The sequence below is a fragment of the Novosphingobium sp. BL-A-41-Hi4B-X5A genome, from assembly GCF_055521705.1.
In genome coordinates, this window is record NZ_JBVFVT010000002.1 from 772,867 (window position 1) to 798,184 (window position 25,318).

Sequence of the window (25,318 nt, forward strand, 5' to 3'; positions counted from 1 at the left end):
CCCGGGATTTCCATCGAGAATTGACCCGGGTGGATATGTGTCCCCCGGTGCGGGGGTGGGGTCAAGCGGGTGATTTGGCCTTTCGCGATTTGGGGGCTGCGGCGCTGCTGGCTCTGAAGCGGAAGCTGTCGTTTCCGGTCTCCAGGATGTGGCAGTGATGGGTGAGCCGATCGAGGAGCGCGGTGGTCATCTTGGCATCGCCGAAGACCCCGGCCCACTCGGAGAAGCTCAGGTTGGTGGTGATGATGACGCTGGTACGCTCATAGAGCTTGCTGAGCAGGTGGAAGAGCAAGGCACCGCCCGATGAGCTGAACGGCAGGTAGCCGAGCTCGTCGAGGATCACAAGGTCGAGCCGGAGCAGGCGATCGGCGAGCTGGCCGGCGCGGTTCAGAACCTTCTCCTGCTCGAGGGCATTGACCAGGTCGACGGTGGCGAAGAAGCGCACCTTCTTGCGATGATGCTCGACGGCCTGGATGCCGAGGGCCGTGGCGATATGGGTTTTGCCCGTGCCGGGCCCGCCGATCAGCACGACGTTGTTGGCGCCGTCAATGAAGTCGCCGCGGTGGAGCTGGCGGACCATGGCCTCGTTGATCTCGCTGGAAGCAAAATCGAAGCCGGTGAGGTCCTTGTAGGCCGGGAAGCGGGCCGCCTTGGTCTGGTAGGCAATCGAACGGACCTCGCGCTCGGCCACCTCGGCTTTGAGCAGCTGCGACAGGATCGGCACGGCGCCATCGAACGCTGGTGCGCCTTGTTCGATGAGGTCCGCAACGGCTTGGGCCATGCCGTACATCTTGAGGCCACGCAGCATGACCACGACGGCGGCGCTGGCAGGATCATGACGCACGGGCGGCCTCCCTGCTGCGCAGCGCGTCATAGCGCTCGACGTTCGCCTTGGGTTCACGTCGCAGGGTCAGGGCCTGGGGAGCGTCGATCTTCGGTGGTGTACCCGCTTTGCCGTCGGTCAGCCGGTGGAGGATGTTGAGCACGTGGGTCTTGGTCGGCACGCCGGCTTCCAGCGCTAACTCGACCGCGCAGAGGACGTCCTGTTCATCGTGCTGGAGGACGAGGGCGAGGATCTCGACCATCTCCCGGTCACCTCCCGGGCGCTTGAGCAGGGACGCCTGCAGCTGCCGGAAGGCATCGGGCATCTCCAGGAAGGGGGCTCCGTTGCGCAGGGCTCCGGGCTTGCGCTGGATCACCGCCAGGTAGTGACGCCAGTCATAGACCGTCCGCCCGGGCAGATGATGGGACCTCTCGATGATCCGCTCATGCTCGCACAGGATCCGACCCTCGGCCGCCACGACGATCCGGTCCGGATAGACCCGCAGGCTGACCGGGCGGTTGGCGAAGGAGGCCGGTACGCTGTACCGGTTGCGCTCGAGGTGCACGAGGCAGGTCGGCGTGACCCGCTTGGCATGTTCGACGAACCCGTCGAAGGTGCGTCCCAGCGGCATCAGGCTGGCGACCTCGTCCGCCCAGGCATCGGCAATTGTGCCGGGCATGACGCCATGCTGGATCTCGTGCCATTGCTCGATGCAGCGCTGCTCGAGCCAGGCATTGAGTTCGGCAAGATCGGGGAAGCACGGCAATGGCTGCCACAGCCGGCGCCGGGCATCCTGGACGTTCTTCTCGACCTGACCCTTCTCCCATCCGGCGGCGGGATTACAGAACTCCGGCTCGAACAGGTAATGGCTGGCCATCGCCGAGAACCGGGCATTGACCTGACGCACCTTGCCGGCACCGATCCGGTCGACCGCGGTCTTCATATTGTCGAAGATCCCCCGACGTGGAACCCCGCCCAGAACCCGGAACGCCTGGGTCAGGGCATCGAACAGCATCTCGTGGGTCTGGAGCAGGTAGGCCCGGACGATGAAGGCGCGGCTGTGCGACAGCTTGCTGTGCGCAACCTGCAGCTTGGTCCTCTCGCCGGCGATGATAGCCCAGTCCTCGCTCCAGTCGAACTGGAAGGCCTCTCCCGGCATGAACACAAGCGGGACGAATGTGCCCCGCCCACTGGTCTGCGCATCGCGCTGGCGGTCGACCTTCCACTCCCGCGCGAAAGCGGCGACCCGGTTGTATGAGCCGTCATAGCCGAGCGTCACCAGATCGGCGTGCATCTGCTTGACCGTGCGGCGCTGCTTGCGCGAGCGGCCGGCCTCGACCCTGAGCCAGCCTGACAGCTTCTCGGCGAACGGGTCGAGCTTGCTGGGCCGCTCGGGCACCTTGAACTGCGGCTCGACTGTCCCGGCTCGCAGGTACTTGCGGATCGTGTTGCGGGACAAGCCGGTGCGCCGTTCGATCTCCCGGATCGGCATACCTTCCCGGAAATGCCAGCGGCGGATCACACTCAATAACGCCATGTCGATCACTCCATGATCCCCCGACTGCCAGCCAGGGGAACGATCAGAACATGGGTCAAATCTCAGTGGAAATTACGGCCCCTCCCGGGTCACTTCTCAGTGGCAATCAACAGTGATGGCTCTTCGCCAACGAATTTTGGGCAAAGCAGCTCTTGTAGGGGCCGTCCTGACGTCTGCGCCGGGCGCAATCGGCCAGTCGGCGATGCCGGTGCAGACAGCACCCGCTCACGCCGCACTCGCACCGGCGGCGATTGGCGCGCAACAGCGCAATGTCATCTTCATCATCCTCGACGACCTGCGCTACGACGGGATGGGTTTCCTGCAGCCGCAGATCCGCACGCCAAACATCGACTTGCTGGCCAAGCGCGGAACCTATTTCCCCAACACGGTCGTCACGTCATCGCTGTGCAGCCCCAGCCGGGCCACCATCCTGACCGGACAAACGGCCCGCAACCATGGCATCGTCGACAACAACAACTCGTCGGAAGATGGCCTGACCTTCTTCCCGGCCTATCTGCAGAAGGCCGGCTACCAGACGGCCTTCGTCGGCAAGTGGCACATGGGCCAGGCGACCGACGCTCCACGCCCCGGGTTCGACATGTGGGTGAGCTTCGCGGGACAGGGGCATTACTATCCGACCGAGGGCATCTCTGCGGCACAGGCGGCCAAGGGCACGGCCAACACACTGAATGTCGATGGCAAGCGGGTGCCGCAGCGCGGCTACATCACCGACGAGCTCACCGACTATGCGATGAACTGGCTCGACAAGGAGCGTGATCCGAAGAAGCCGTTTTTCCTCTATCTCAGCCACAAGGCAGTCCATTCCGACCCGCTGCCGCCGCCCCGCTACGCACACCAGTACGACAAAGTGAATTTCGCCTTGCCGGCGAGCGCGGCGAACACCCCCGAGAACTATGCCGGCAAGCCGATGTGGGTCTACAACCAGCGCAATTCCTGGCACGGGGTCGACTTCTTCTACAACGCCGACATGAAGATGCCGGAGTACCTCCGGTATTACTACGCCACGCTCTCGGCGGTGGATGACAGCGTGGGCAGAATCATGGCCTATTTGACGAAGAAGGGTCTGGAGAAGGACACGCTCGTGGTGTTCACCTCGGACAATGGCTTCCAGATCGGCGAGCACGGTCTGATTGACAAGCGCACCGCCTATGAACCCTCGGTCCGGGTGCCGATGATCATGGTCGCACCCGGAACAGTCCCGGCCGGGGTGACCAATCCGGCTCTGTTGCGCAATCTCGACTATGCGCCCACCTTCCTCGACCTGGCGGGCGTTGCCGCACCGCCGCAGTTCGAGGGGCAGAGTGCCTGGCCGCTGATCACCGGCAAGGTTGCGCCCCAGGCCTACAAGGCACCGGATTTCGTGTACGAATACTACTGGGAATGGTCGTTCCCGATGACGCCCGGCACTTTCGCTATCTGCCGGGGTAACCTCAAGTACATCCAGTACTACGGCGTATATGATCGGGACGAGCTTTACGATCTCGCCGAGGACCCTGACGAGATGCACAATCTCGCGAACGATCCCGCCTACACCGATGCAAAAGTCACGCTGCGCGCCGCCATGTTCAAGCAGCTGGCCAACCGCGACGGCGCCCACGTCATCCCCTACACCGCGCGGACGTCGATCGGCAGCGTGCGCCGAGCGATCGGCGGCACCGGTTCTGCTCCATTCCCCAAGGAATGGTACGTCGAGCCGGATCGCTCAGACCGGGTGGACGACCTGGTTCCCGATGGTGGCTTCAAGGAGTCGCTGCACAACCAGGGCAAGTCGTTCCTCGACATGCCACCGCTCGGCCACGGTCGTAACCAGGTGGATGTCCTGGCTTCGGAGATGGAGACCCTCGCCCGCAAGGGCGGTAAATGACACTGCCTTCGCTGACCCGACGCGGGTTGGTCCGCATCCGTGGCCTGGGACAATGGGGTCGCGTCTAGCCAAGAAGGATGAAGATCATGAGCGAAGGGACTCCCTGCGAGGACACCTGATCGATCTGGGCGAAGCCTCGGCGACCACCAAGGGCCAGGCGATCGTCGAACTCTACGTCAGCGGTGACAACCTCCGGTTCCTCCCCGGTATCGCCGCCGATTGACCGGCCCGCCTCCAACCGCCCAAAGCATTTTGCGCCCCCGCCTCATCAAATCATTCGAATGTGAGCGCGCGACCCCTTCCTCAGATTTGGCGACCGTCACATTCGCCTCAACAAAGTAACCCATGTTGGCGATAACGACTGTTTCGTCCGCTTTCAGATCGACGATTTCTTTCGCCGATACACACTTGGTGATTCCCCGAACATCTTGCTGAACAACCGCGAGAAATGAGAGACGTCCTTGAACCCGGTCTCCAGCGCGACTTGCGTAATGTTGACAAAAGGCAAATCTAGTCGATGCTTCGCCACTTCAAGCCTACATGCCCAGAGCCACCGGTCTGGGGTCAGCTGGTGACGAGCGAAAAGTCGATAGAGCCCGCGCTCGGATACGGCGAAGCGGCGCGTGAGATCGTGAACTTCCGTCCTTTCCATGCCAACCCGCGCGATAACCCACTTTCGCATATTCTCGATCAGCTCAAGCTCTTCATCATATGCGCTGAGTTGTTGAAGTTGCAGAGCCCCGGTCAGCAGATCCAGGAGGACCTGATTGGCAGTTCTTGTGGTGAGGAGATCAGCTTGGTTTGACTTGAGGAGAAGGTCGATAGTGCCGACCAGGATCCTGGCGATGTCAGTATCCGCCCGGATAACCTTATGAAATGGCTTTAGCCCCCGCTTCTCGAGCGAAAGGATTGTATCGCGGGGGATTCCGAACGAGAGGAACTTGCAAGGTCCTTCGCTCTTGATCGAGCTGTCGAGACAGGGGTCCACGATCACTATTTCGCCGGGCCCCGCCCGGAATTCCATGCCGTCTTCCCGGCAGAACGCAGTTCCGACCTTTTGCTGCACTAGAAACACCGCGTCCGACCAGCGATCGTTCAGCGCACCGGCCTGCCTTGCGATCTCCACTCCGTTCAGTTGCGTAACGAATGCCGGCCCGATGCATGAGCTGCGCCACTCGATCGCAAGCGCAGGCTTGACCGCGCCTAGGGGGCGGACGCCAATGTCGCCGAACCGCTGCTTCATCCGCTGCTCTATGTTCAGCAGCTGAGTTGTCTTTTGGTCGCGTGCACCCTCTGCATACTCAAGCGGGCTCACCATGAGTCACTCATCCCGTGGTTTGTTAGGGACCAAAGTGTTGCATCAACTGCGTCTCGGCAAGTGCTGTCGCACCTACGGGCAAACTTGCTTGCACGACGTTGCCAAACTGTTGCACCACCCTGCCGTCAAAGGGGCCAAAATGGCATCATCGTGGCGATTAAATTCTTTGAGTCGGCAGGAAAAATGACTATTTTACCGTCATTTAATCTCAGATTGGGCGACGCATCGACAAGCCCGCTGCGCACCCCTCTCTAACCTCCCCACGCGTTGACACAGACCGATCGGTCAACGAATTTCCCCCTATGCCGCGCACTAAGCTGCCGGCCAACACACACCGCTTCACGCGATGGGGGGAAAACAATGAACAAGCGAACCAAGATCTTCTCGATCTTTCTGGCCACTGCCTCGGCCGCCCTGCCCTATGCTAGCGCAATGGCCCAGGACTCCGGGCAGCCCGATGGCGACAGCCAAGCTACGCCAGCTAACGGCGAGATCGTCGTCACGGCGCAGCGCCGCAGCGAAAGCATCCAGAAGGTTCCAATCAGCATCACCGCCTACACCCAGGCGCGGATGGACCGGCAGGGTGTGCGCGATATCCAGGACGTCGTGCGCCTGACCCCGGGGCTCGACTTCAACCGTGGTGGACCGCAGAACCTTACGAACATCTCGATCCGTGGCATCCGCTCAAACGGCGGTGCGAGCACCACGGGCATCTACATCGACGACGTACCGATCCAAGCACGCCGGGCCGGGTACTCGGGCGGTTCGCCCTTTCCCGAGGCGTTCGACCTTGAACGCGTCGAAGTACTGCGCGGACCGCAGGGCACCCTGTTCGGCGCCGGGTCGCAGGGCGGCACGATCCGCTTCATCACCCCATCGCCGAGCCTCTCGGACCAGTCCGGCTATGGCCGCGCCGAAGTCAGCACGACCAAGAACGGCGGCGTCGGTTATGAAATCGGCGCGGCCTATGGCGCGCCAATTGTAGAAGACAAGCTCGGCTTCCGGGCGAGCGCCTGGTATCGCAAGACCGCTGGCTGGGTAGATCGCGCCAATCCCCGCACCAAAGCGATCATTCAGGAGGACGCGAACAGCGGCGATACCTTCTCTGGCCGCGCGGCACTTACCCTTGCGCCGACCGAGGCGGTCAAGCTGACGGCCTCTTTCTATTACCAGCGCCAGCGTACCGATGATGCGCCGACATACTGGGATATCCTCAGCAATCCGTCACAGGGCAAGTTCATCAACGGCAACGAGATCGCCTCGCCAACCGAGGATGAGTTCTACGTGCCGTCGCTGACTGCATCGATTGATCTTGCTGACAATATCAGTCTGATCTCGGTCTCATCCTATCTTCACCGCGACCAGGACGTCATCGCCGACTATACTCAGCTGGACCGCGCGATTGTGTTCGGCAACCCGATCCCGCCCGCGGGCGCGGCGGCTCCCTCAAAGTTTCGCAATAGCCAACGCAGCTTCACGCAGGAAGTTCGCATCCAGTCAACCGACAAGAGCCAGAGCCTGCGCTGGGTTATCGGTGGATTCTACCAGCACTCCAAGCAGAACGCGACGCAGTTCGTCTATGACCCAACGCTCACCAACGAGTTCGAGACCGCGACCGGTCTGCCCTTTACGGCGGTCTTCGGGATCCCCGTGCTCCCCGGTGGGCTGATTTATTACCAGGATCCGTTCGAGACCGTGGACAAGCAGATCGCGGGCTTTGGCCAGGTCGATTATGACATTACCCCGAACCTCACCGCCACGGCAGGCCTGCGCGTCGCCTCAGCCAAGTTCTCGTTCCTCACCAGCGTGGGCGGGCCGTTCGGCGGGGTGCCCTTCACCGACTCCGGCAAGCAGAGCGACTCTCCGGTAACGCCGAAATTCGGACTCGAATACAGGATCAGCTCGCTCAACTCGGTCTATGCCTCGGTCGCCAAGGGCTTCCGCGTTGGCGGGTCGAACGCTCGGCAGCTCTCCCCCTGCCAGGCGCAGCTGGGCGCGCTCGGCCTCGGTGGGATCAACCCGAGCACCTATGATTCCGATACGGTGTGGAGCTACGAAGTCGGCAGCAAGAACCAGACTGCGGACCGTCGTCTGACGTTCAATGCCAGCCTGTTCTACGTCAAGTGGAAGAACATCCAGCAGTTCGTCACTCTGTCAAGCTGCGGCGGCGGGTTCATCGCCAACCTTGGCAGCGCCGAGAACAAGGGCTTCGACATCGATGCGGCATTCACGCCCATCGACGGCCTGAACCTTGGCGCGGCAGTCGGCTATACCAACGGCAAGTTCAAGGACACCGTCTATGCTGCCGCGCCGCGGCCGGGCAGCTCGGCGGTCTCGGCGGGCGACCGGATCCAGGGTTCGCCGTGGCGCATTGCGCTCAACGCCGAATACCGCTTCGCCCTGACCGGCCGCAGCGAAGGCTATGCCCGCGTCGACTACCAGTATGCCAGCGCCGAATCGTCACAGGTTGCCCAGAGGAATCCCGCCAACGGGCTGAACTTCATCCCGTTCTATTACGGGGCGCCGGAGACCAACTTCGTGACGGCCCGCGTGGGCGTGAAGCTCGACAAGGTCGACCTCTCGCTCTTTGCGGACAACCTGTTCGACACCAAGACCGCGCTGGATGGGCAGAACCTGGTCGGGACGCCATTGACCCGCTTCTCGGGCTTCCGCCCACGGACCATCGGCCTGACCGCCACGGCCCGATACTGAATACCGGGATCGGTCCGGTCGTCGGCCCGATCCACCCGATGATCTCAAATACTTAGCCTGACGGGGTGCGCGATGCGGACGATGATTTTGGCATTGGCTGTCTTGCTGTCGAGCACCTCACAGGCGGGACTGGCGAAGTCCCCGGCACCGCATGGCGGAGACGTCGATCTCGTCCTGCGCAACGGGTCGATCTACCTTGTCGAGCCCGAGGGAAAATGGGCCCAGGCGGTAGCGGTCAAGGATGGCACCATTGTCGCCATTGGGACCGACCGGGAGATCGACCGGCTGATCAGGACGAGGACCCGGGTCGTCGACCTGAAGGGCCGGATGGTGATGCCCGGCATCATCGACGGCCACGTCCATCTCGCAACGGCTGCGGCCGAACTGCAGATCTTCAACTGCAACTTTTCCGCCTATGGCGATTTCGATGCGGTGATCCGAAGCGTGCGGGAATGTGCCGCGAGAATCCCTGCAGGCACGTGGATCGTGGGGCAAAGCTGGGGCAGCGGGCTCTATGGCCGGCTGGCCGACGCCCGCTCGCTCAAGGCGCTGGACGAGGCGAGCGGTGACCACCCAGTCATGCTCCGCAACGACAGCATCCACGACCGCTGGGTGAACTCCAGGGCGCTGGCGGTTGCCGGGATCGGAACGGACACCAGCGATCCGGTGAACGGCAAGATTGGCCGCGATCCGCAGACAGGCGCGCTCAACGGCCTGCTGCTGGAAAGCGCCACGGCTCTGGTCGAGAAACACATCCCTGCCATGGCGGCCAAGGCCAGCGTGGAAGACGAGGCCGGGGCGCTCGCCGTCGGCGTACGCTATCTCAACTCGCGCGGGGTCACCGGTTTCGACGATGCAGGCGTGGTCTTCGGCGGAAGCATGTTCTCCGACATTCGCGCCTATCGCCTGCTCGACCAGCGCGGCGGCCTCACGGCCCATGCCGCCCTGTCCATGCTGATCGATCCGGAAAACCCGGACATTGCCAACATCTACAGCCGCAGGGCCGAGTATAACTCGCGCAACCTGTCAATGGATTTCGCCAAGATCTTCGTCGACGGAGTGATGGTCAGCCACACCGCCAACTTCATCCAGCCCTATCTGCCCGACGAGGCCCACGGCAAGGCCTTCCACGGCCCGACCAAGATGTCGGCCGCCCGCCTGGCCGAAATGGTCACCGAGCTGGACAAGCGGGGCGTGTCTACCAAGCTGCACGTGGCGGGCGACGGGTCGGTCCGCATGGCGCTCGATGCGATCGCGGCGGCGCGCAAGGCCAATGGCCCGAACGGCCCCATCCATACCCTCGCCCACGCTGGCTATGTCGCCGACAGCGACATCGACCGGTTCCGCCCGCTCAATGCGGCGGTCGATGCCTCGCCCACCGTATGGTACCCCGGCCCGATCCTGACCGGCACCGAGGCCGTGATCGGCAAGGATCGGGCCGATCGGTACTGGCCCTTCAGGACCTATGCCGCAAAAGGCATAGTCGTGGCCGGCGGGACCGACTGGAAGACGCTCCCCGGCGAATTCTCCGACCTGTGGGATGGTATGCAGGGCATGGTCACCCGTCGCAATCCGACCGGCGCCGCGCCCGGCGCGCTCTGGCCCGAACAGGCGGTCGACGTCGGCACGATGATCCGGTTCTACACCCTCAACTCGGCCAAGGCGATCCGCGCGGACAAGCGCACCGGATCGATCCGCATCGGCAAGGCGGCGGACATGATCGTGCTCGACCAGAACCTGTTCAGGATCCCTGCCGACCGGATCGCAGCGACGAAGGTGGACATGACCTTCTTCGGCGGAAAGCTCGTTTATGAGCGTGCCCCGAACTGACCATCCGGCGTGGCAGCGCTGACGGCACGTGAGAACCTTCGGATCGCATCGCGACATAGACCGGCAATGGTGAGCCCAAACGAGGTGAACATGACATACAGGATCGAACCCGCACCCCCGCCCACATCCCGGTTCGTCGCCGAACTGTGCGCCGCACTTGGCCCCCGGGTGGGGGTGGAGCGGCATGGCCCGGTGGTGCGGGAATTCACGCCGGTCACGGGCGGAACGCTGATCGGGCCGAACATAGACGCCTTGGTGCAGCCGGGCGGGGGTGACTGGTCCACCGACGTCAACGGCATCTTCCGGCTCGACGCCCGCTATCCGGTCCAGACCGCGGACGGCACGTGGATCGAGGTCTATAACCGGGGCATCGGCCACTCCGACCCTGCCCTGTTCGAGGAAATCGTCACCAAGGGCGGTGCGTCGCTCGACGGCGTGTATTTCCGGACCGTGGCCCAGTTCTTCACCGACAGCCCGGATTACCAGTGGCTTGCCACGCGCGTCCACATCGGCATCGGCCGCTACATCGGCGCGGACATCATCATACACTTTTACGAGGTCGACTGAATCCATGTCATCTGAAGCTCCCCCGCTGGACCCGCAAATCGCGCCCCAGGCAGCCCGCTTCGATGAGGTCATGGGCGAACCCGGCCTGACGGTGCAGCAGTTCCGCGAGCGCTATTCCACACTGATGGCCGAGCAGGGCGAACCGCCGGTCCGCGTCAGGACCAGTGACATAACGATCGCGACGCGCCACGGCGACATGGGGGCGCGGCTTTACACGCCCGAGATCAAGGCCCCGCCCGCTCTAATCCTCTACATGCACGGCGGCGGGTTCATGGTCGGCAGTCTCGACGGGCTGGACAAGGTAATGCACCAGTTCAGCCATGCGACCGGGCTTGTCATCCTATCGCTCGACTATGCCCTCGCGCCCGAGCACACCTATCCGGTTGCGCTTCAACAGTGCGAGGACGCGCTGCTGTGGGCAGCGGAAAACACCGAACTGCTTGGCACTTCGGGCAATATTGCAGTGGCAGGGGATTCGGCCGGCGGCAATCTTTCCGCCCTGCTCGCCATACGGCACCACGCGGAGCTAGGCGAGCGCCTGTTCTGGCAGGGGCTGATCAATCCGGTGCTCGATTTTCCCGGCGTGGCCGAGGGCAGGAAGCTGTCACACCGCCAGTTTGCGGCGGGACCGATCCTCAACATCGAGGTAATGAAGGGGTTCAACCAGGCCTATTTCCCGGACAAAGAGTCACTGGTCGAGGCCAGTCCGATCCACTTCAAGGGGGACATGAACGGCCTGCCGTCCGCCTTCATAGCCGCCGCAGAGTGCGACCCGCTGCGCGACGATTCCGTCCACTATGCCGCGATGCTACAAGCTGCCGGGGTTCCGGCGACGCTCAAGGTCTATCCGGGAATGTGCCACAATTACATGACGCTTGCGCACCACAGCACGGTCGCTGCCGGCTTTATCGAAGATTTCATCGCCGAAGCACGCACCGCTGCCGCCACTTTGGCCTGACAGAGCCCACGACAATCTATCCTAAAAGGGGCGGTGGCCCAAGCCGCCGCCCCTATTCACATCAGAGAACCAGCGTCGTGACCTTCTCTTCGGTGCAGGCTTCGATCCCGCTGATGCCGAGTTCGCGGCCGATGCCGCTGGTCTTGAAGCCGCCCCACGGCAGAGCCGGATCGATGGTAGCCCAGCCATTGACCGAAACTGCACCAGCGCGGATGCCCTTGGCGACTGTGAGGGCACGCGACACGTCCTTGGTCCACAATGTCGCCGCAAGACCATAGCGGGTCGCATTGGCGCGGCGCACGGCTTCCTCATCGCTATCGAAGGGGATGATGCAGCCGACTGGACCGAAGATTTCCTCGGCGACGATCGACATTTCATCGGTCACGGAATCGAAGATGGTCGGCCGGTAGAAGTACCCCTGATCGTGGGCTATGGCACCGCCGGTCACCATCCGGGCGCCCGAGGCGAGACCCGCCTGGACATAGCGCTCGACTCGCTCGAACTGGCCCTTGCCGGCGAGCGAACCCATCTGCACTTCACCGCTGGTCGGATCGCCCACCACGGTGGCGCTGGCGGCCCCGGCCATGGCCTCGGTGAACCGGTCGACCATCGAACGGTGGACGAAGATGCGCGTGCCTGCGGCGCAGACCTGGCCCTGGTTGAAGAACAGGCCCATTGCGCAGCCCTGGATCGCGGCGTCGAGATCCGCGTCCTCGAAAACCACCTGCGGCGACTTTCCGCCCAGCTCGAGCGCAACGCGCTTGAAGTTGGAAGTGGCCGCACGCATGATTACAGCGCCGGTTTCGGGGCTGCCGGTGAAGCTGATCTTGTCAACGTCAGGGTGTTCACTGAGTGCGGAACCTGCCACGGACCCAAGGCCCGGGACGACGTTGATTACCCCGTCAGGGAAGCCGGCTTCCTTGGCCAGCTGGGCGAGACGGATGGCCGAGAACGGGGTCTGCTCGGCCGGCTTGATGACGCAGGTGCAGCCGACGGCCAAGGCTGGAGCCAATTTCCAGGACAGGATCATCAGCGGCGTATTCCACGGCACAATCATGCCAATCACGCCGACTGGCTCGCGCGTGACGAAGGAATGGGTCTTGCGCCCGAAATAGCCCGCGGTGGGTACTACCCGGCCTTCCAGCTTGTCCGCCCAGCCCGCGTAATAGCGGAAGGTGCCAACCGCATTCGGCAGGTCGAGGATTTGCGTCTCGATCGACGGACGGCCGATCGACAGGGCATCCATGTCGCCAAGCAACTTGGCGTCGCGTTCGACGAGCTCGGCCAGGCGCAGCAGGAGTGCACCGCGCTGGGCGCCGCTCATGGACGACCATTCTTCACCCTCGAACGCGGCCTTTGCGGCAGCTACGGCCCTATCGACATCGGCAGCGGAAGCCGAGCCGACACGGCCAACAACACCGCCATTGGCGGGGCTGATAACGTCCATCACTGCGCCTTGATCAGCCTTTATATCCTGACCTGCGACAAAGATTGTGCCGGTATCCCACATAAACCCTTATCCCTCAGTCGTTCGCTATGATGAGCGTGACTTTGTCCTTGGCGAAGTTTGCCAGGTCTTTGCCGGTTGCGCGGTTCTCAGGCGAGGCCATGGCTTTGTCGAAAGCTTCCTGATCCGGGAAGATCATCTCTGCGATCAGATACACATCCGCAGTTCCCATCAGGCGCTTGTTGCGGCGAATTAGACGCAAGTCGGCAAGTCCTGGCACCTGCTGCACCAGTGGAACATGCACTGTGCGATAGTGCTCCTCGAACGCATCAGGATCATCGGGAGTCGCGTAAATCGCCACCAACTTTACTGCCATTTCTTGCTCCTCAGCACTTGGGCCTGTTGTCTATGACGCGGGTCGCCTTGCCTTCGGACCGCTTCAATGAGCTGCGCGGGCAGGCCACGATCTTGGTCGAGATGCCGATCATGGTCTTGATGTGGTGAGCCAGTTCGTTGACCGCAGCTTGGCTATCCTGCTCTGCCATCGCATCGCGCATTTCGACCCGGAGGATCACCACGTCGAGGCGACCGGGGCGATTGACCTCGATCTCGAAATGCGGCGCCAGCGCCGGCACTTTCAGGATCTGCTCCTCGATCTGGCTGGGGAAGACGTTGACCCCGCGGATGATAAGCATGTCGTCGGAACGACCGGTGATCTTGGCCATACGCCGCATCGGGCCGACCGACCCCGGCAGCAGCCGGGTAAGATCACGGGTGCGATAGCGGATGATCGGCATGGCCTGCTTGGTCAGCGAGGTGAACACCAGTTCGCCCTCCTCGCCGTCCGGCAGAACATCGCCGGTCACCGGGTCGATGATCTCAGGATAGAAGTGGTCTTCCCAGATCGTCGGGCCATCCTGGGTGTGGGCGTATTCCTGAGCGACGCCCGGCCCCATCACCTCCGACAGACCGTAGATGTCGACGGCGCGCAGACCGGCAGTTTTCTCGATCTCGCGACGCATGGCGTCTGTCCACGGTTCGGCCCCGAAGATGCCCGTCCTGAGCGAGGTCGACGCCGGATCGATGCCGCGTGCCTTCATCTCGTCTATCAGGGTCAGCATATAGCTGGGAGTGACCATGATGATATCAGGCTGGAAATCCTGGATCATCTGGATCTGCTTTTCGGTCTGCCCGCCCGACATCGGAATGACGGTGCAGCCGAGCGCTTCGGCCCCATAGTGCGCGCCAAGGCCCCCGGTGAACAGGCCATAGCCGTAGGCAACGTGAACCTTCATCCCGGGGCGGCCGCCCGCAGCATGAATGGAGCGGGCGACAAGACCGGACCAGGTCTGGATGTCCTGCTCGGTATAGCCAACTACCGTGGGCTTGCCGGTAGTCCCCGACGAGGCATGAACGCGCGAGACCTGGTCCATCGGCATGGCAAAAAAGCCGAACGGATAGTTTTCACGAAGGTCAGCCTTTGACACGAACGGGAACTTCGCCAGATCTTCGAGCGATTGAAGGTCGTCCGGAGTGACGCCCGCTGCCTCGCACTTCGCGCGGTAGGCAAGGTTGCCTTTCCACGTGTGGGCGAGGCTCTGCTTCAGGCGCTCCAATTGGAGCGCGCGAAGCTGCGGCAGATCCAGACGCTCATTAGCGAGCAGTTCGGCTTGATCGACGCGGGCCATCAGAATGCATTCATGGTCAGGAGATCATAGGTAGCGACAAGCTCGTCAGAGGCGTTTGTCACGGCGACGGCCCAGCGGACCTCACCCATGTCGGGCGTTCGCGGGGACTTGGACTTGACGGTAAGCGCTACCTTGATGCTCTCGCCCGGCTTGACCGGCTGGACAAAGCGCAGGTGTTCGAGCCCGAAGTTTGCGAGCACCGGGCCCGGCGCTGGGTCAACGAAGAGGCCGGCGGCGAAGGACAGGATCAGGTAACCATGAGCCACACGCCCGCCGAAGATCGGGCTAGCCGCGGCGGCCACTTCGTCCATGTGGGCATAGAATGTGTCGCCGGTGAAGTGTGCGAAATGCTCAATGTCCTCGAGCGTGATCTGGCGCGAGGGGGTGCGCAGCGTGTAGCCCAGCTCAAGCTCACCATAAGTCATGCGGAACGGATGGACCTCCCCCTCAGGTCGGGGCGCCCCGGCAAGCCACTGGCCCACTACGCGGCTGAGGTTGCGCGGGCTGCCCTGGATGGCGCTGCGCTGCATGAAGTGCTTCACGCCGCGGACGCCGCCCATCTCCTCGCCGCCACCGGCACGGCCGGGACCGCCGTGGATCAGCATCGGCAGAGGCGAACCGTGGCCGGTCGATTCCCGTGCACTGTCGCGGTCAATGATGACCAGTCGGCCATGATAGGCGGCCGCACCGAGGACGAAGTGCCGCGCCACGGCGGGGTCGTAGGTGAACAGCGAGATCGCAAGGGAGCCCTTGCCGCGATTGGCGAGCGCTATCGCGTCGTCGAGGTCCTCGTACGGCATGAGCGTCGCGACCGGGCCAAAGGCTTCGACGTCGTGAACGGCCTCCGCTGTCCACGGCGTGTCGTGCCTGAACAGCAGCGGCGAGACGAAGGCGCCAGCGCCGGGGTTGTCCGCTCGGGCGTCCACCGTGTCGATCGAGCCGAACACGAGCGCCGCCTCGTTGCCGATCTGCTGGGCCTTGGCGCGGACGTCATCGGCCTGGCGCGCATTGACCAGCGCGCCCATGGTCACGCCTTCCAGCGCCGGATCGCCCACGACGACCTTGGCGAGGCGCGCCTTCAGTGCTTCTTCCGCAGCGCCGAGCAGAGCCTTGGGCACGAAGGCGCGGCGAATAGCGGTGCACTTCTGCCCCGCCTTCACCGTCATTTCGCGGACGACCTCTTTGACGAACAGGTCAAACTCCGGCGATCCTGCCTCTGCATCTGGGCCGAGGACCGAACCGTTGAGCGAATCCTGCTCGGCAATGAAGCGGACGCCTTCGCGCACGATTACCGGGTGGTTCTGGAGCTTGAGCGAGGTCGCGGCAGAGCCCGTGAACGACACCACGTCCTGGCAGGTGAGATGATCGAACAGGTCGCCCACGTCACCCACGATCAGCTGAAGTGCGCCGGGAGGCAGGTGACCGGATTCAACCATGATCCGCACGGCATGTTCGGCCACCTGGGCGGTGGCCGTGGCGGGCTTCACGATAGCCGGCACGCCCGCCAGCAGCGCGGGGCCGAGCTTTTCCAGCATGCCCCACACTGGAAAGTTGAACGCATTGATCAGCACCGCCGCGCCCTGCAGCGAGGTGTAGACATGCTGGCCCACGAAAGTGCCGTTTTTGCCGATCGGCTCCAGATCGCCGTCAATCAGCACGACGTCGTCAGGCAGCTCCTTTCGGCCCTTGGACGCCATGGTGAACAGGGTACCGGCGCCGCCTTCGATATCGATCCAGCTGTCGGTGCGGGTCGCGCCGGTCTGCGCGGAAAGCTCGTAAAGCTCTTCTTTGCGGGCCATGATGGCTTGAGCCAGCAGCTTGAGCATGGCAGAGCGCTGGCGAAAGGTCATCGCGCGCAGCGATGCGCCGCCAGTCTGGCGGGCGTGGCCCAGCATCCCCCCGAAATCGAGCGAGCTTCCGCCGCACGTGGCGACAGTTTCACCCGTGATGGCGGAAAGCACATGCTGGGCAGGCGCAGTGGTACGCGTCCAGGCGTCACCACTGTAGCTCTCGAGAATTCTGGTCATGTCTACTCCAAAAAATTGAAAGGCTCAGCGTCCGGTGAACTGCGGAGCGCGCTTTTCCATGAAGGCCGACACGCCTTCCTTGTAATCTGCACTGAAGCCGAGTTCGCGCATCAGATCGCGCTCCAGCTCCAGCGATTCGTCCAGCGAGCGTCCGAACGAGCCGCGCAGGGAAGCCTTGGTTGCAGCCAGCCCGCGGGTCGGCCCCGCAGCCAGCTTGCGCGCAAGAGACAGGCTTTCTTCCGCAAGCCGTTCATCGTCCACGCACTTCCAGATCATGCCCCAAGCCTCGGCCTTTTCCGCTGGCAGCGGTTCGCCAGTAAGAGCGAGGCCGAGTGCCCGGGCCTGCCCCGCAAGACGCGGCAACACCCAGGTCCCGCCCGTATCGGGGATGAGGCCTATATTGGCAAAGGACTGGATGAACTTGGCGCTGCGCGCAGCGATCACGATGTCGCAGGCAAAGGCGATGTTGGCGCCGGCACCGGCGGCGACCCCGTTCACCGCACAGATCACCGGCTTGGCCATGCCGGTCAGGCGGCGCACCAGCGGGGCGTAGTACCGCTCAACCGAATTGCCGAGATCGACTGCATCGGAACCCGGCGCAACAGCGCGGTCCGAAAGGTCCTGTCCGGCACAGAAACCCCGCCCGGCCCCGGTGACAAGGACCGCGCGAACGGCTTGATCGGTTGCAGCGCTGTCTAGCGCTTCCGCGACTTCGCCGTGCATCTGTACGTTGAAGCTGTTGAGCCGATCAGGCCTGTTGAAGGTTAGGCAGCCGACACCATCCACCACCTCGAATCCGATCGTCGCATAGGCCACCGGCCGACTCCCCAAATATTTTTTCAACTTTTAATAACCTGCCCAGTCGGACAATTATTGGCAAGCTATATTTTTCCGGCTAGGCAAGTCTCATGATGATCGGGAGCAATCAGCGCCTCGCCGTGATCGGCGCGGGCACCATGGGGTCAGGCATCGCCTTCGTGGCGGCCGTGGCCGGCCATCCAGTCGTTCTGGTCGACGGGTATGAACCCGCACTGCAACGATCGCGCGACAGCATTGAAACGATGCTGAACGGGCAGATCAGGCGCGGGCGGCTGACTGCCGAGGCTGCCGACGCGGTGCGCCAGCGAATCACCTGGTCGGGCGACCTCGGCGATGCCGCAGGCGCCGCTCTTGCCATCGAGGCGATCATCGAGGATCATGACGCCAAGATCGCCCTGTTCGAACGGCTCGAAGCGGTGTTGGACGCCGATGCGGTCATCGCCAGCAACACTTCGTCCTTCTCCATTGCCCAGCTTGCCGCCCTGATGGAGCGGCCCGAGCGGTTCGTCGGGCTGCACTTCTTCAATCCCGTGGCGGCAATGAAGCTGGTGGAGGTGATCGGATCGGGATCGAACCCTGCGGGCCTCCTCGAAAGGATGGTCGACACGCTCTCGGCCTGGGGCAAGCAGCCGGTACTGGTGCGCGACGTGCCGGGCTTCATCGTCAACCGCGTCGCCCGCCCCTATTACGCCGAGGGCTTCATCGCCGCCGGCGAGGGGATGGACAACGCCAGTATCGACAGCCTGCTTGAGCAGGCCGGAGGGTTTCGCATGGGGCCCCTCGCCCTGTCCGACATGATCGGGCACGACGTGAACTACACTGTCGCCTGCTCGGTTTACGATGCCTATGATGGCCGGACCCGCTTCCGTCCGAGCCCGGTTCAGGCTAAGCTGGTCGAAACCGGCGCGCTGGGCCGCAAGAGCGGGCGTGGCTTCTACGCCTATGGCGAAGGCGAAGCCGGGTATCAGCCGGTTCGCCTGACCGAGAATGCGGCGCCTGCGGGTGACGACCTCATTCTGCGCCATAACGCAGGCGCAGCGCTTCGCCCTCTGGTCGACCGGCTGGCGGCTGCGGGCGTGGCAGTTGCGGCCGATACCACCCTGCCGCAAGACAGCTTCACCCTTGGCGAATGGCGGATCGGCGCTGGCGACGGGCGCCTGCTCTCCGAGCGGGCGGAGCTCGACGCATTGCTCGACCACCAGCGGGATCCACAGGAGGCAACCGCTCTTGGCATTACCGCACGTGACGAAGTGACCTTTGCCGCCGTCGCCGCGTTGATCGCCCGCGCCGGGATGGTGGCCATCGCCGTGCCTGACCGCCCCGGGCAGGTCGTGCTGCGCTCGCTCGCCCAGTTGGCCAATGCCGCGTTCGACGCCCTGGCCGACGAGGTAGCCGATGCCGCCGGGATCGATGCCGCCATGCGGCTCGGCGCGAACCATCCCGAAGGGCCGCTGCAGTGGGCCGACCGCTTCGGCCCGGACCGCCTCGCGCAGGTCCTGTCCAACATCGCCCGGGCTAGCGGGGACGACATGTACCTCCCCTCGCCCGCGATCACGCAGGCAGCGAAGGCGGAGGAGCCTGCCCATGGTTGATCCCCTCGCGGTCGCCCGCGCCCTGCTCTCGTCCGAGGGGACGGGCGCAGCATGGAACATCCAGTTGCTGGACGCGGCGGAAGGCTATGCCCGGATTGCCATGCTGATCCGGCCGGACATGGTGAACGGCCACGGCGCAGTGCACGGCGGGATGACTTTCGCCCTCGCCGACACCGCCTTTGCCTATGCCTGCAACAGCCACAACGTCCGCACCGTCGGCCAGGGTGCCTCGATCGTCTACCTCAGCCCTGGCAAGGTCGGCGAGACGCTGATTGCCGAAGCCCGGATGACCGCCCGGCAGGGGCGGACCGGGGTCTGCTCGGTCGTGGTCACCGCCGACGATGGACGGGTGGTCGCCCAATTCCAAGGTCAATCCCGCGAAATTGGCGGGGCCATTCTCGAAGGACAGCCTGATGACTGATGCATTTATCTGCGATGCCGTTCGCACCCCGATCGGTCGCTATGGCGGCAGCCTGGCTTCGGTTCGGCCGGACGACCTGCTGGCCGTGCCACTGAAGGCGCTGGCCGAACGCAATCCCGCCATCGTCGGCGCGATCGACGATATCATCATGGGCTGTGCCAATCAGGCAGGTGAGGACAACCGCAACGTCGCCCGCATGTCGGCCCTGCTGGCGGGCCTTGGCGAAAGCGCTCCGGGGACCACGCTCAACCGCCTGTGCGGATCGGGCATGGACGCGGTCGGCTTCGCCGCGCGTTCGATCAAGGCCGGTGACGGCGATCTCTACATCGCGGGCGGCGTCGAATCGATGTCGCGCGCGCCCTTCGTGATGCCCAAGGCGGAGACCGCCTTTTCCCGCAACAATGCCGTCTATGACACGACCATCGGGTGGCGCTTCGTCAATGCCCGGCTGAAGGCGGAATACGGCATCGATTCCATGCCGGAGACGGCAGAGAACGTCGCCGACCAGTTCGGTATCAGCCGCCCCGACCAGGACGCATTCGCCGTCGAAAGCCAGCTGCGCGCCTCGCGCGCCCAGGCCAACGGCCGCCTCGCCAAGGAGATCGTCTCGGTCCGCATTCCGGTGCGCAAGGGTGACGATGTGATCGTGGACCGTGACGAGCACCCGCGCGAAACCACGCTCGAAACCCTCGCCAAGCTGCGCCCGATCGTCCGCCCTGACGGCACCGTGACCGCAGGCAATGCCAGCGGCGTCAACGACGGCGCGGCGGCGATCATCGTCGCCAGCGCGAGCGCGGTGGAGAAGTACGGCCTTACCCCCCGCGCCCGCGTGCTGGGGTGCGCCGTGGCCGGCGTGCCGCCGCGGATAATGGGTATCGGCCCCGCCCCCGCCAGCCAGAAGCTGGCCGAGCGACTCGGTCTGAATATCTCGGACTTCGACTTCGTCGAACTGAACGAGGCTTTCGCCAGCCAGGGCCTCGCCGTGCTGCGCGAACTCGGCCTGCCCGACAATGCGGCCCACGTGAACCCCAACGGCGGGGCGATCGCGCTGGGCCATCCGCTCGGCATGTCGGGGGCGCGGCTCATCCTGTCGGCCACCCAGCAGCTCGCCGAAACCGGCGCGCGCCGGGCACTTTGCACCATGTGCATCGGCGTTGGACAGGGCATCGCCCTTGCAATCGAAAAAATCTGAGCCGCGCACATAGATTTTAGTTGTCCGTCCGGTCAGTAAATTATATACCTGTTTCGTGATTGGGGAGTTTGCAAATGTATACCACTGAACTCGGCAAGCCGCAGAATGTGGTCTCTGTCGTCGAAGATCCCGAGCTGGTCGCCGCTTTCGAGGCGCGCGTCGCCGCCGATGAATTCATCGAGCCGAAGGACTGGATGCCCGAAGCCTATCGCCGCACCCTGGTGCGCCAGATCTCGCAGCACGCCCACAGCGAGATCGTCGGCATGCTGCCCGAAGGCAACTGGCTGACCCGCGCGCCGAGCCTCAAGCGCAAGGCGATCCTCCTTGCCAAGATCCAGGACGAGGGCGGCCACGGCCTCTACCTCTACTGTGCCGCCGAAACGCTTGGCACGAGCCGCGAAGAGATGATCGACGCGCTTCACGAAGGCCGCGCCAAGTACTCTACCATCTTCAACTATCCCACGCTCAACTGGGCGGACATCGGCGCGATCGGCTGGCTGGTCGACGGCGCGGCGATCATGAACCAGGTCCCGCTGCAGCGCACGTCCTATGGCCCCTATGCCCGTGCCATGGTGCGCGTGTGCAAGGAAGAAAGCTTCCATCAGCGCCAGGGCTACGACCTGCTGCTGTCGCTGGTTAACGGTACGCCCGAACAGAAGGCCATGGCGCAGGACGCGCTCAACCGCTGGTGGTGGCCGTCGCTGATGATGTTCGGCCCGCCGGACGACAACTCGCCCAACTCGGCCCAGTCAATCCGCTGGCGGATCAAGCGCGAAACCAACGACGAGCTGCGCCAGAAGTTCGTCGACGCCACGGTTCCGCAGGCCGAACTGCTCGGCCTGACCATTCCCGATCCGGACCTGCGCTGGAACGAGGAGCGCGGCCACTACGACTTCGGCAAGATCAACTGGGACGAGTTCTACGCAGTCGTCCGCGGCGAGGGCCCGACTGCCAAGGAGCGCCTTGCCACCCGCCGCAAGGCCTGGGACGACGGGGCCTGGGTCCGCGAGGCGGCCGATGCCTATGCCGCAAAACAATCCGCGCGCATCGCGGCCTGAAGGAGAATTCGAGATGTCCACCGATTGGCCCCTCTGGGAGGTCTTCGTGCGCGCCCGTGGGGGGCTTGAGCATCGCCACGCCGGTTCGGTCCATGCGCCCGACGCGCAGATCGCCCTGCGCCACGCCCGCGACACCTATACCCGGCGGATGGAAGGCGTCAGCCTGTGGGTGGTGAAGTCGACCGATATCGTCGCGTCCGATCCCAAGCAGTCCGAAGAGCTGTTCGGCCCGGCTGCAGACAAGATCTACCGTCATCCCACGTTTTACGACCTGCCCGAACCCGTAAAGCACATGTGAGGGGCCTGCGATGACCACCCCCCTTTTCAACGCCGCCCTGATGCTGGGTGACGACTGCCTGATCCTGGCGCAGCGGCTGTGCGAATGGTCGGGCACGGCACCGACGATCGAAGTCGACCTCAGCCTGTCCAACATCGGTCTTGACCTGCTGGGCCAGGCGACCATGCTGCTGGAATATGCGGGCGAAGTCGAGGGCAAGGGCCGCACGGCCGATGCACTTGCCTTTCACCGCGACGCCGAGGAATTCCGCAATTCGCTGCTGGTCGAACAGCCCAACGGCGACTTTGCCCGGACCTTGGTGCGCCAGCTCTACTTTTCGGCCTACAGCAGCGTCCTGTTCGAACTGCTCGCCGGGTCTAGCGACGTTCGCCTGGCCGAGATTGCCGCCAAGGCGATCAAGGAAACCCGCTATCACGTCGACTATGCCAGCGAATGGATCGTGCGCCTGGGCGACGGCACGGAGGAAAGCCGCCAGCGCGTGATCGACGGGCTGGACTGGCTGGCCCGGTTCACCGACGACCTGTTCCGCTGGAATGCGGATGCCCTCGCGCTCGCTGCACAGGGCCTGCTGCCCCGGCCCGACGCGATCCGCGAACGGTTCGACCAGATAGTCGCCGCCGTTCTGGCCGAGGCGACGGTCAGCGCTCCTGAAGTGACCTGGCCGCTGACCGGCGGGCGCGAAGGCCGCCATACCGAGCACCTGTCGCAGATGCTCGCGGTCATGCAGGTCCTGCCCCGCGCCCATCCGGAAGCCACCTGGTAAGCTCGCGATGAGCAGCCCGGAGCAGATCGATCCCGCACTGGCCAGCAAGGTCATGGCCGTCATGGCCGAAGTGCCCGACCCGGAAATCCCCGTGGTTTCCGTGGTTGATCTCGGGATTGTCCAGGGGGTTGCGCTGGACGGCGACAAGCCAGTCGTCCGGCTTACCCCCACCTATTCCGGGTGCCCGGCCACGGCAGCGATCCAGACCTCGGTGCGCGAGGCGCTGGATGCGGCAGGCCTTGCAGATGTGGGGATCAGACTGGTCCTCTCCCCTGCCTGGTCGACCGACATGATTTCCGACGCCGGGCGTGACAAGCTGAGGGCCTATGGCATCGCGCCGCCGCCCAAGGGGGCCGATGCCCGGTCGCTGCGGGGAAATCAGCCGGTGCTCTGCCCGCGATGCGATTCTGCGGACACGCGCGAGATTTCCCGCTTCGGCTCCACGCCCTGCAAGTCGCTCTGGCAGTGCAATGCCTGTCTTGAGCCGTTCGACAATTTCAAGTGCCACTAGGAGTTCGCATGTCCACTTCGTTCCATCCGCTCGAGGTTGCCGAGGTCAGGCGCGAGACTTCCGGCGCGGTATCGCTCCGGCTCAACCTGCCTGCCGAAGTGGCGGACCAGTTCCGCTTCAGCCCGGGCCAGCACCTGACCCTGCGCGCGATGATCGGCGGCGAGGACGTGCGCCGCAACTATTCGATCTGTTCTTCCCCCGCTGACGACGAATTGCGCGTCGCGATCAAGGAGATCCCGGGCGGGCTGTTCTCCGGCTGGGCCAATGCCACGCTTCAGGCCGGCGACCGGATCGAGGTGATGCCGCCCCATGGCAGCTTCACCTGGACCTTCGACCCCGCGCGCAAGGCGACCTATGCCGGGTTCGCAGGCGGTTCCGGCATCACCCCGGTTCTCTCCCTGCTCAAGACCGCGCTTACAGTCGAACCGGAAAGCACCTTCGTCCTGTTCTACGGAAACCGGACGACCCAGAGCATCATGTTCCTCGAGGAACTCGCCGGGCTCAAGGATCGCTACCTCGGCCGGCTCGTGATCCATCACTTCCTTACCGGCGAGGAAGGCGATTTCGACATCCTCAACGGCCGGATCGACGAGACCAAGGTCGGCGAAGTGCTCGGCTCGCTGGTCCAGCCCGCCTCGCTCGATGCCGCCTTCATCTGCGGCCCGGCCCAGATGATGGACGCGGTGGAAAGCGGCCTTTCCGCAGCCGGCGTTCCTGCGGACCGCATCCTCGTCGAACGGTTCACCGTGGGCGAGATGAGCGCGGAGCGGCTTGAGGCCGTGCGTGCGCTGGAAAAGCAGGCGGACGGGCGCAAGATCAAGCTCTCGATCGATGGGCGCCGCCGCACCCTGTCCTATCATGCCGATCAGGGCTCGATCCTCGACAACGCCCGCGCCGCTGGGCTTCCCGCTCCGTTTGCCTGCAAGGCTGGCGTCTGCGCAACCTGCCGGGCCAAGGTCATCTCGGGCCAAGTGGAGATGTTCCAGAACTTCGGGCTCACCGCCAAGGAAGTCGAACAGGGCTATGTCCTCACCTGCCAGGCCATTCCGCTGAGCGACGATGTGGAACTCGACCTCGATGCCTGATGATGCACCGATCCTCCTGGCGGAGCGGGTGGATAGCAAGGTCCTCGTCCTGCGCCTCAACCGGCCGGAGCGGCGCAATGCCCTGTCAACCGCGCTGCTTCAGGCGATCGCCGCCGAACTGGACGGTGTGGTAAGCGATCCCGCCATAGGCGCCGTGGTCATCACGGGTAGCAACACGGTCTTCGCCGCCGGCGCAGACCTCGACGAGATGGCCCGCTCGACCAGCGCAGACGCGGTCGAAAGCCCACGGTTCCTCGCCTGGCAGGCGATCCGCCGCTTTCCCAAGCCGCTGATCGCGGCAGTCGAAGGCTGGTGCCTCGGCGCGGGGTGCGAGCTGATGCTATGCTGCGACATCGTCATCGCCGGCAGCGAAGCGCGGTTCGGACAGCCCGAAACCAACCTCGCAATCATGCCCGGCGCCGGGGGGACTTCGGTCCTGCCGCGCCGGATCGGGATGCAGCGTGCCATGGTGATGGTCCTCACCGGTCAGCCTATCAAGGCAGCCGAAGCGCTTGACTGGGGGCTGGTCGCCACGGTGGCAGAGGCCGGCAAGGCGCTCGACCAAGCGCTGGAGATGGCCCGCACCATTGCCGACCGGGCACCGCTGGCGATGCGCGTGGCAGTGGAGAGCATCCGCCTAACCACCTCGCTCGACGAAGCGGCCCATATCCGGCGCGAGCGCGAGCTGTTCCTCACCTTGATGGACAGCGCCGACAAGGCCGAAGGCATCGGGGCCTTCAAGGAAAAGCGCGCGCCGGTCTGGTCCGGCAGGTGATCCGCACCCGCA

23 protein-coding genes are annotated in these 25,318 nt (G+C 64.1%); 15 read left to right on the forward strand and 8 right to left on the reverse strand.

The features are described from left to right. Nucleotides 1-61: 61 nt before the first annotated feature. Entirely contained in the window at nt 62-844 is a 783-nt protein-coding gene (istB, locus tag ACZ1JY_RS19215) for an IS21-like element helper ATPase IstB (RefSeq protein WP_465131183.1), read from the reverse strand. Beyond that, nucleotides 834-2,360: an IS21 family transposase gene (gene istA / locus ACZ1JY_RS19220; RefSeq protein ID WP_465131546.1), complete on the reverse strand. Its 1,527-nt coding sequence runs from the start codon at nt 2,358-2,360 to the stop codon at nt 834-836. The genes istB and istA overlap by 11 nt, the downstream gene beginning before the upstream one ends. 115 nt (nt 2,361-2,475) lie before the next feature. Here istA and ACZ1JY_RS19225 point away from each other — a divergent pair, with 115 nt between their 5' ends. Together ACZ1JY_RS19225 and ACZ1JY_RS19230 are read left to right on the forward strand one after the other, a co-directional pair. Next, the gene (locus ACZ1JY_RS19225; protein WP_465131184.1) at nt 2,476-4,245 is read left to right on the forward strand and encodes a sulfatase family protein; all 1,770 of its coding nucleotides are present in this window, start codon (nt 2,476-2,478) and stop codon (nt 4,243-4,245) included. Between the two features lie 52 nt (nt 4,246-4,297). After that, the gene (locus ACZ1JY_RS19230; RefSeq protein WP_465131185.1) at nt 4,298-4,468 is read left to right on the forward strand and encodes a hypothetical protein; all 171 of its coding nucleotides are present in this window, start codon (nt 4,298-4,300) and stop codon (nt 4,466-4,468) included. A gap of 153 nt (nt 4,469-4,621) precedes the next feature. Here the strand turns inward: ACZ1JY_RS19230 and ACZ1JY_RS19235 are convergent, their stop codons facing one another. Further along, on the reverse strand, nt 4,622-5,563 hold the full coding sequence (locus ACZ1JY_RS19235) for a helix-turn-helix domain-containing protein (RefSeq protein WP_465131186.1): 942 nt from the start codon (nt 5,561-5,563) through the stop codon (nt 4,622-4,624). Nucleotides 5,564-5,923: 360 nt separating this feature from the next. Between ACZ1JY_RS19235 and ACZ1JY_RS19240 the strand changes: the two genes are divergently transcribed. The 4 genes from ACZ1JY_RS19240 (at nt 5,924) to ACZ1JY_RS19255 (ending at nt 11,630) form a co-directional block, all read left to right on the forward strand. After that, nucleotides 5,924-8,275 carry a TonB-dependent receptor gene (locus tag ACZ1JY_RS19240; RefSeq protein WP_465131187.1) on the forward strand — a complete coding sequence of 784 codons (2,352 nt, stop codon included), beginning with the start codon at nt 5,924-5,926 and terminating at the stop codon, nt 8,273-8,275. Between the two features lie 72 nt (nt 8,276-8,347). Beyond that, complete coding sequence (locus ACZ1JY_RS19245; protein ID WP_465131188.1) at nt 8,348-10,105, forward strand: amidohydrolase; 1,758 nt, start codon at nt 8,348-8,350, stop codon at nt 10,103-10,105. Between the two features lie 90 nt (nt 10,106-10,195). After that, nucleotides 10,196-10,672 (forward strand): DUF3237 domain-containing protein, encoded by a 477-nt coding sequence (locus tag ACZ1JY_RS19250; protein ID WP_465131189.1) that lies wholly within the window; start codon nt 10,196-10,198, stop codon nt 10,670-10,672. Nucleotides 10,673-10,676: 4 nt separating this feature from the next. After that, nucleotides 10,677-11,630, forward strand: coding sequence for an alpha/beta hydrolase (locus ACZ1JY_RS19255; RefSeq protein WP_465131190.1), 954 nt, complete (start codon nt 10,677-10,679; stop codon nt 11,628-11,630). A gap of 61 nt (nt 11,631-11,691) precedes the next feature. Here the strand turns inward: ACZ1JY_RS19255 and ACZ1JY_RS19260 are convergent, their stop codons facing one another. From ACZ1JY_RS19260 to paaG, 5 genes are all read right to left on the reverse strand, one after another. Next, entirely contained in the window at nt 11,692-13,077 is a 1,386-nt protein-coding gene (locus tag ACZ1JY_RS19260; protein ID WP_465131191.1) for an aldehyde dehydrogenase family protein, read from the reverse strand. A 76-nt stretch (nt 13,078-13,153) separates the two neighbouring features. Next, on the reverse strand, nt 13,154-13,453 hold the full coding sequence (locus ACZ1JY_RS19265) for an EthD family reductase (RefSeq protein ID WP_465131192.1): 300 nt from the start codon (nt 13,451-13,453) through the stop codon (nt 13,154-13,156). Nucleotides 13,454-13,463: 10 nt separating this feature from the next. Further along, nucleotides 13,464-14,765, reverse strand: coding sequence for a phenylacetate--CoA ligase PaaK (gene paaK / locus ACZ1JY_RS19270; RefSeq protein ID WP_465131193.1), 1,302 nt, complete (start codon nt 14,763-14,765; stop codon nt 13,464-13,466). Continuing rightward, nucleotides 14,765-16,792, reverse strand: a complete 2,028-nt coding sequence (paaZ, locus tag ACZ1JY_RS19275) for a phenylacetic acid degradation bifunctional protein PaaZ (RefSeq protein WP_465131194.1) — start codon at nt 16,790-16,792, stop codon at nt 14,765-14,767. Before paaZ ends, paaK begins: the two co-directional genes overlap by 1 nt. Nucleotides 16,793-16,816: 24 nt before the next feature. Further along, the gene (gene paaG, locus ACZ1JY_RS19280; RefSeq protein ID WP_465131547.1) at nt 16,817-17,608 is read right to left on the reverse strand and encodes a 2-(1,2-epoxy-1,2-dihydrophenyl)acetyl-CoA isomerase PaaG; all 792 of its coding nucleotides are present in this window, start codon (nt 17,606-17,608) and stop codon (nt 16,817-16,819) included. A 95-nt stretch (nt 17,609-17,703) separates the two neighbouring features. On the opposite strand from paaG, the gene ACZ1JY_RS19285 reads away from it, so the two are divergent. From ACZ1JY_RS19285 to ACZ1JY_RS19325, 9 genes are all read left to right on the forward strand, one after another. Next, nucleotides 17,704-19,203, forward strand: coding sequence for a 3-hydroxyacyl-CoA dehydrogenase NAD-binding domain-containing protein (locus ACZ1JY_RS19285; protein WP_465131195.1), 1,500 nt, complete (start codon nt 17,704-17,706; stop codon nt 19,201-19,203). Next, nucleotides 19,196-19,624 carry a hydroxyphenylacetyl-CoA thioesterase PaaI gene (gene paaI / locus ACZ1JY_RS19290; protein ID WP_465131196.1) on the forward strand — a complete coding sequence of 143 codons (429 nt, stop codon included), beginning with the start codon at nt 19,196-19,198 and terminating at the stop codon, nt 19,622-19,624. Before ACZ1JY_RS19285 ends, paaI begins: the two co-directional genes overlap by 8 nt. After that, the gene (gene pcaF / locus ACZ1JY_RS19295; RefSeq protein ID WP_465131197.1) at nt 19,617-20,816 is read left to right on the forward strand and encodes a 3-oxoadipyl-CoA thiolase; all 1,200 of its coding nucleotides are present in this window, start codon (nt 19,617-19,619) and stop codon (nt 20,814-20,816) included. Before paaI ends, pcaF begins: the two co-directional genes overlap by 8 nt. Nucleotides 20,817-20,890: 74 nt before the next feature. Continuing rightward, nucleotides 20,891-21,874, forward strand: coding sequence for a 1,2-phenylacetyl-CoA epoxidase subunit PaaA (gene paaA / locus ACZ1JY_RS19300; RefSeq protein ID WP_465131198.1), 984 nt, complete (start codon nt 20,891-20,893; stop codon nt 21,872-21,874). A gap of 13 nt (nt 21,875-21,887) precedes the next feature. Beyond that, a complete protein-coding gene (gene paaB / locus ACZ1JY_RS19305; protein ID WP_465131199.1) occupies nt 21,888-22,172 on the forward strand; it encodes a 1,2-phenylacetyl-CoA epoxidase subunit PaaB in 285 nt (94 codons plus the stop codon). A 10-nt stretch (nt 22,173-22,182) separates the two neighbouring features. Further along, nucleotides 22,183-22,935, forward strand: a complete 753-nt coding sequence (paaC, locus tag ACZ1JY_RS19310) for a 1,2-phenylacetyl-CoA epoxidase subunit PaaC (RefSeq protein WP_465131200.1) — start codon at nt 22,183-22,185, stop codon at nt 22,933-22,935. Nucleotides 22,936-22,942: 7 nt separating this feature from the next. Continuing rightward, complete coding sequence (gene paaD / locus ACZ1JY_RS19315) at nt 22,943-23,446, forward strand: 1,2-phenylacetyl-CoA epoxidase subunit PaaD (protein ID WP_465131201.1); 504 nt, start codon at nt 22,943-22,945, stop codon at nt 23,444-23,446. An 8-nt stretch (nt 23,447-23,454) separates the two neighbouring features. Next, nucleotides 23,455-24,531, forward strand: coding sequence for a 1,2-phenylacetyl-CoA epoxidase subunit PaaE (gene paaE / locus ACZ1JY_RS19320; RefSeq protein WP_465131202.1), 1,077 nt, complete (start codon nt 23,455-23,457; stop codon nt 24,529-24,531). Continuing rightward, a complete protein-coding gene (locus tag ACZ1JY_RS19325) occupies nt 24,524-25,306 on the forward strand; it encodes an enoyl-CoA hydratase-related protein (RefSeq protein ID WP_465131203.1) in 783 nt (260 codons plus the stop codon). Before paaE ends, ACZ1JY_RS19325 begins: the two co-directional genes overlap by 8 nt. Nucleotides 25,307-25,318: the final 12 nt, after the last annotated feature.

Excerpts from the sequence above, each read along its gene's own strand:
- istA (WP_465131546.1), bottom strand. The coding sequence starts at position 2,360 with ATGGCGTTATTGAGTGTGATCCGCCGCTGGCATTTCCGGGAAGGTATG.
- ACZ1JY_RS19225 (WP_465131184.1), top strand. The coding sequence starts at position 2,476 with ATGGCTCTTCGCCAACGAATTTTGGGCAAAGCAGCTCTTGTAGGGGCC.
- ACZ1JY_RS19230 (WP_465131185.1), top strand. The coding sequence starts at position 4,298 with ATGGGGTCGCGTCTAGCCAAGAAGGATGAAGATCATGAGCGAAGGGAC.
- ACZ1JY_RS19235 (WP_465131186.1), bottom strand. The coding sequence starts at position 5,563 with ATGGTGAGCCCGCTTGAGTATGCAGAGGGTGCACGCGACCAAAAGACA.
- ACZ1JY_RS19240 (WP_465131187.1), top strand. The coding sequence starts at position 5,924 with ATGAACAAGCGAACCAAGATCTTCTCGATCTTTCTGGCCACTGCCTCG.
- ACZ1JY_RS19245 (WP_465131188.1), top strand. The coding sequence starts at position 8,348 with ATGCGGACGATGATTTTGGCATTGGCTGTCTTGCTGTCGAGCACCTCA.
- ACZ1JY_RS19250 (WP_465131189.1), top strand. The coding sequence starts at position 10,196 with ATGACATACAGGATCGAACCCGCACCCCCGCCCACATCCCGGTTCGTC.
- ACZ1JY_RS19255 (WP_465131190.1), top strand. The coding sequence starts at position 10,677 with ATGTCATCTGAAGCTCCCCCGCTGGACCCGCAAATCGCGCCCCAGGCA.
- ACZ1JY_RS19260 (WP_465131191.1), bottom strand. The coding sequence starts at position 13,077 with ATGGACGTTATCAGCCCCGCCAATGGCGGTGTTGTTGGCCGTGTCGGC.
- ACZ1JY_RS19265 (WP_465131192.1), bottom strand. The coding sequence starts at position 13,453 with ATGGCAGTAAAGTTGGTGGCGATTTACGCGACTCCCGATGATCCTGAT.
- paaK (WP_465131193.1), bottom strand. The coding sequence starts at position 14,765 with ATGGCCCGCGTCGATCAAGCCGAACTGCTCGCTAATGAGCGTCTGGAT.
- paaZ (WP_465131194.1), bottom strand. The coding sequence starts at position 16,792 with ATGACCAGAATTCTCGAGAGCTACAGTGGTGACGCCTGGACGCGTACC.
- ACZ1JY_RS19285 (WP_465131195.1), top strand. The coding sequence starts at position 17,704 with ATGATCGGGAGCAATCAGCGCCTCGCCGTGATCGGCGCGGGCACCATG.
- paaI (WP_465131196.1), top strand. The coding sequence starts at position 19,196 with ATGGTTGATCCCCTCGCGGTCGCCCGCGCCCTGCTCTCGTCCGAGGGG.
- pcaF (WP_465131197.1), top strand. The coding sequence starts at position 19,617 with ATGACTGATGCATTTATCTGCGATGCCGTTCGCACCCCGATCGGTCGC.
- paaA (WP_465131198.1), top strand. The coding sequence starts at position 20,891 with ATGTATACCACTGAACTCGGCAAGCCGCAGAATGTGGTCTCTGTCGTC.
- paaB (WP_465131199.1), top strand. The coding sequence starts at position 21,888 with ATGTCCACCGATTGGCCCCTCTGGGAGGTCTTCGTGCGCGCCCGTGGG.
- paaC (WP_465131200.1), top strand. The coding sequence starts at position 22,183 with ATGACCACCCCCCTTTTCAACGCCGCCCTGATGCTGGGTGACGACTGC.
- paaD (WP_465131201.1), top strand. The coding sequence starts at position 22,943 with ATGAGCAGCCCGGAGCAGATCGATCCCGCACTGGCCAGCAAGGTCATG.
- paaE (WP_465131202.1), top strand. The coding sequence starts at position 23,455 with ATGTCCACTTCGTTCCATCCGCTCGAGGTTGCCGAGGTCAGGCGCGAG.
- ACZ1JY_RS19325 (WP_465131203.1), top strand. The coding sequence starts at position 24,524 with ATGCCTGATGATGCACCGATCCTCCTGGCGGAGCGGGTGGATAGCAAG.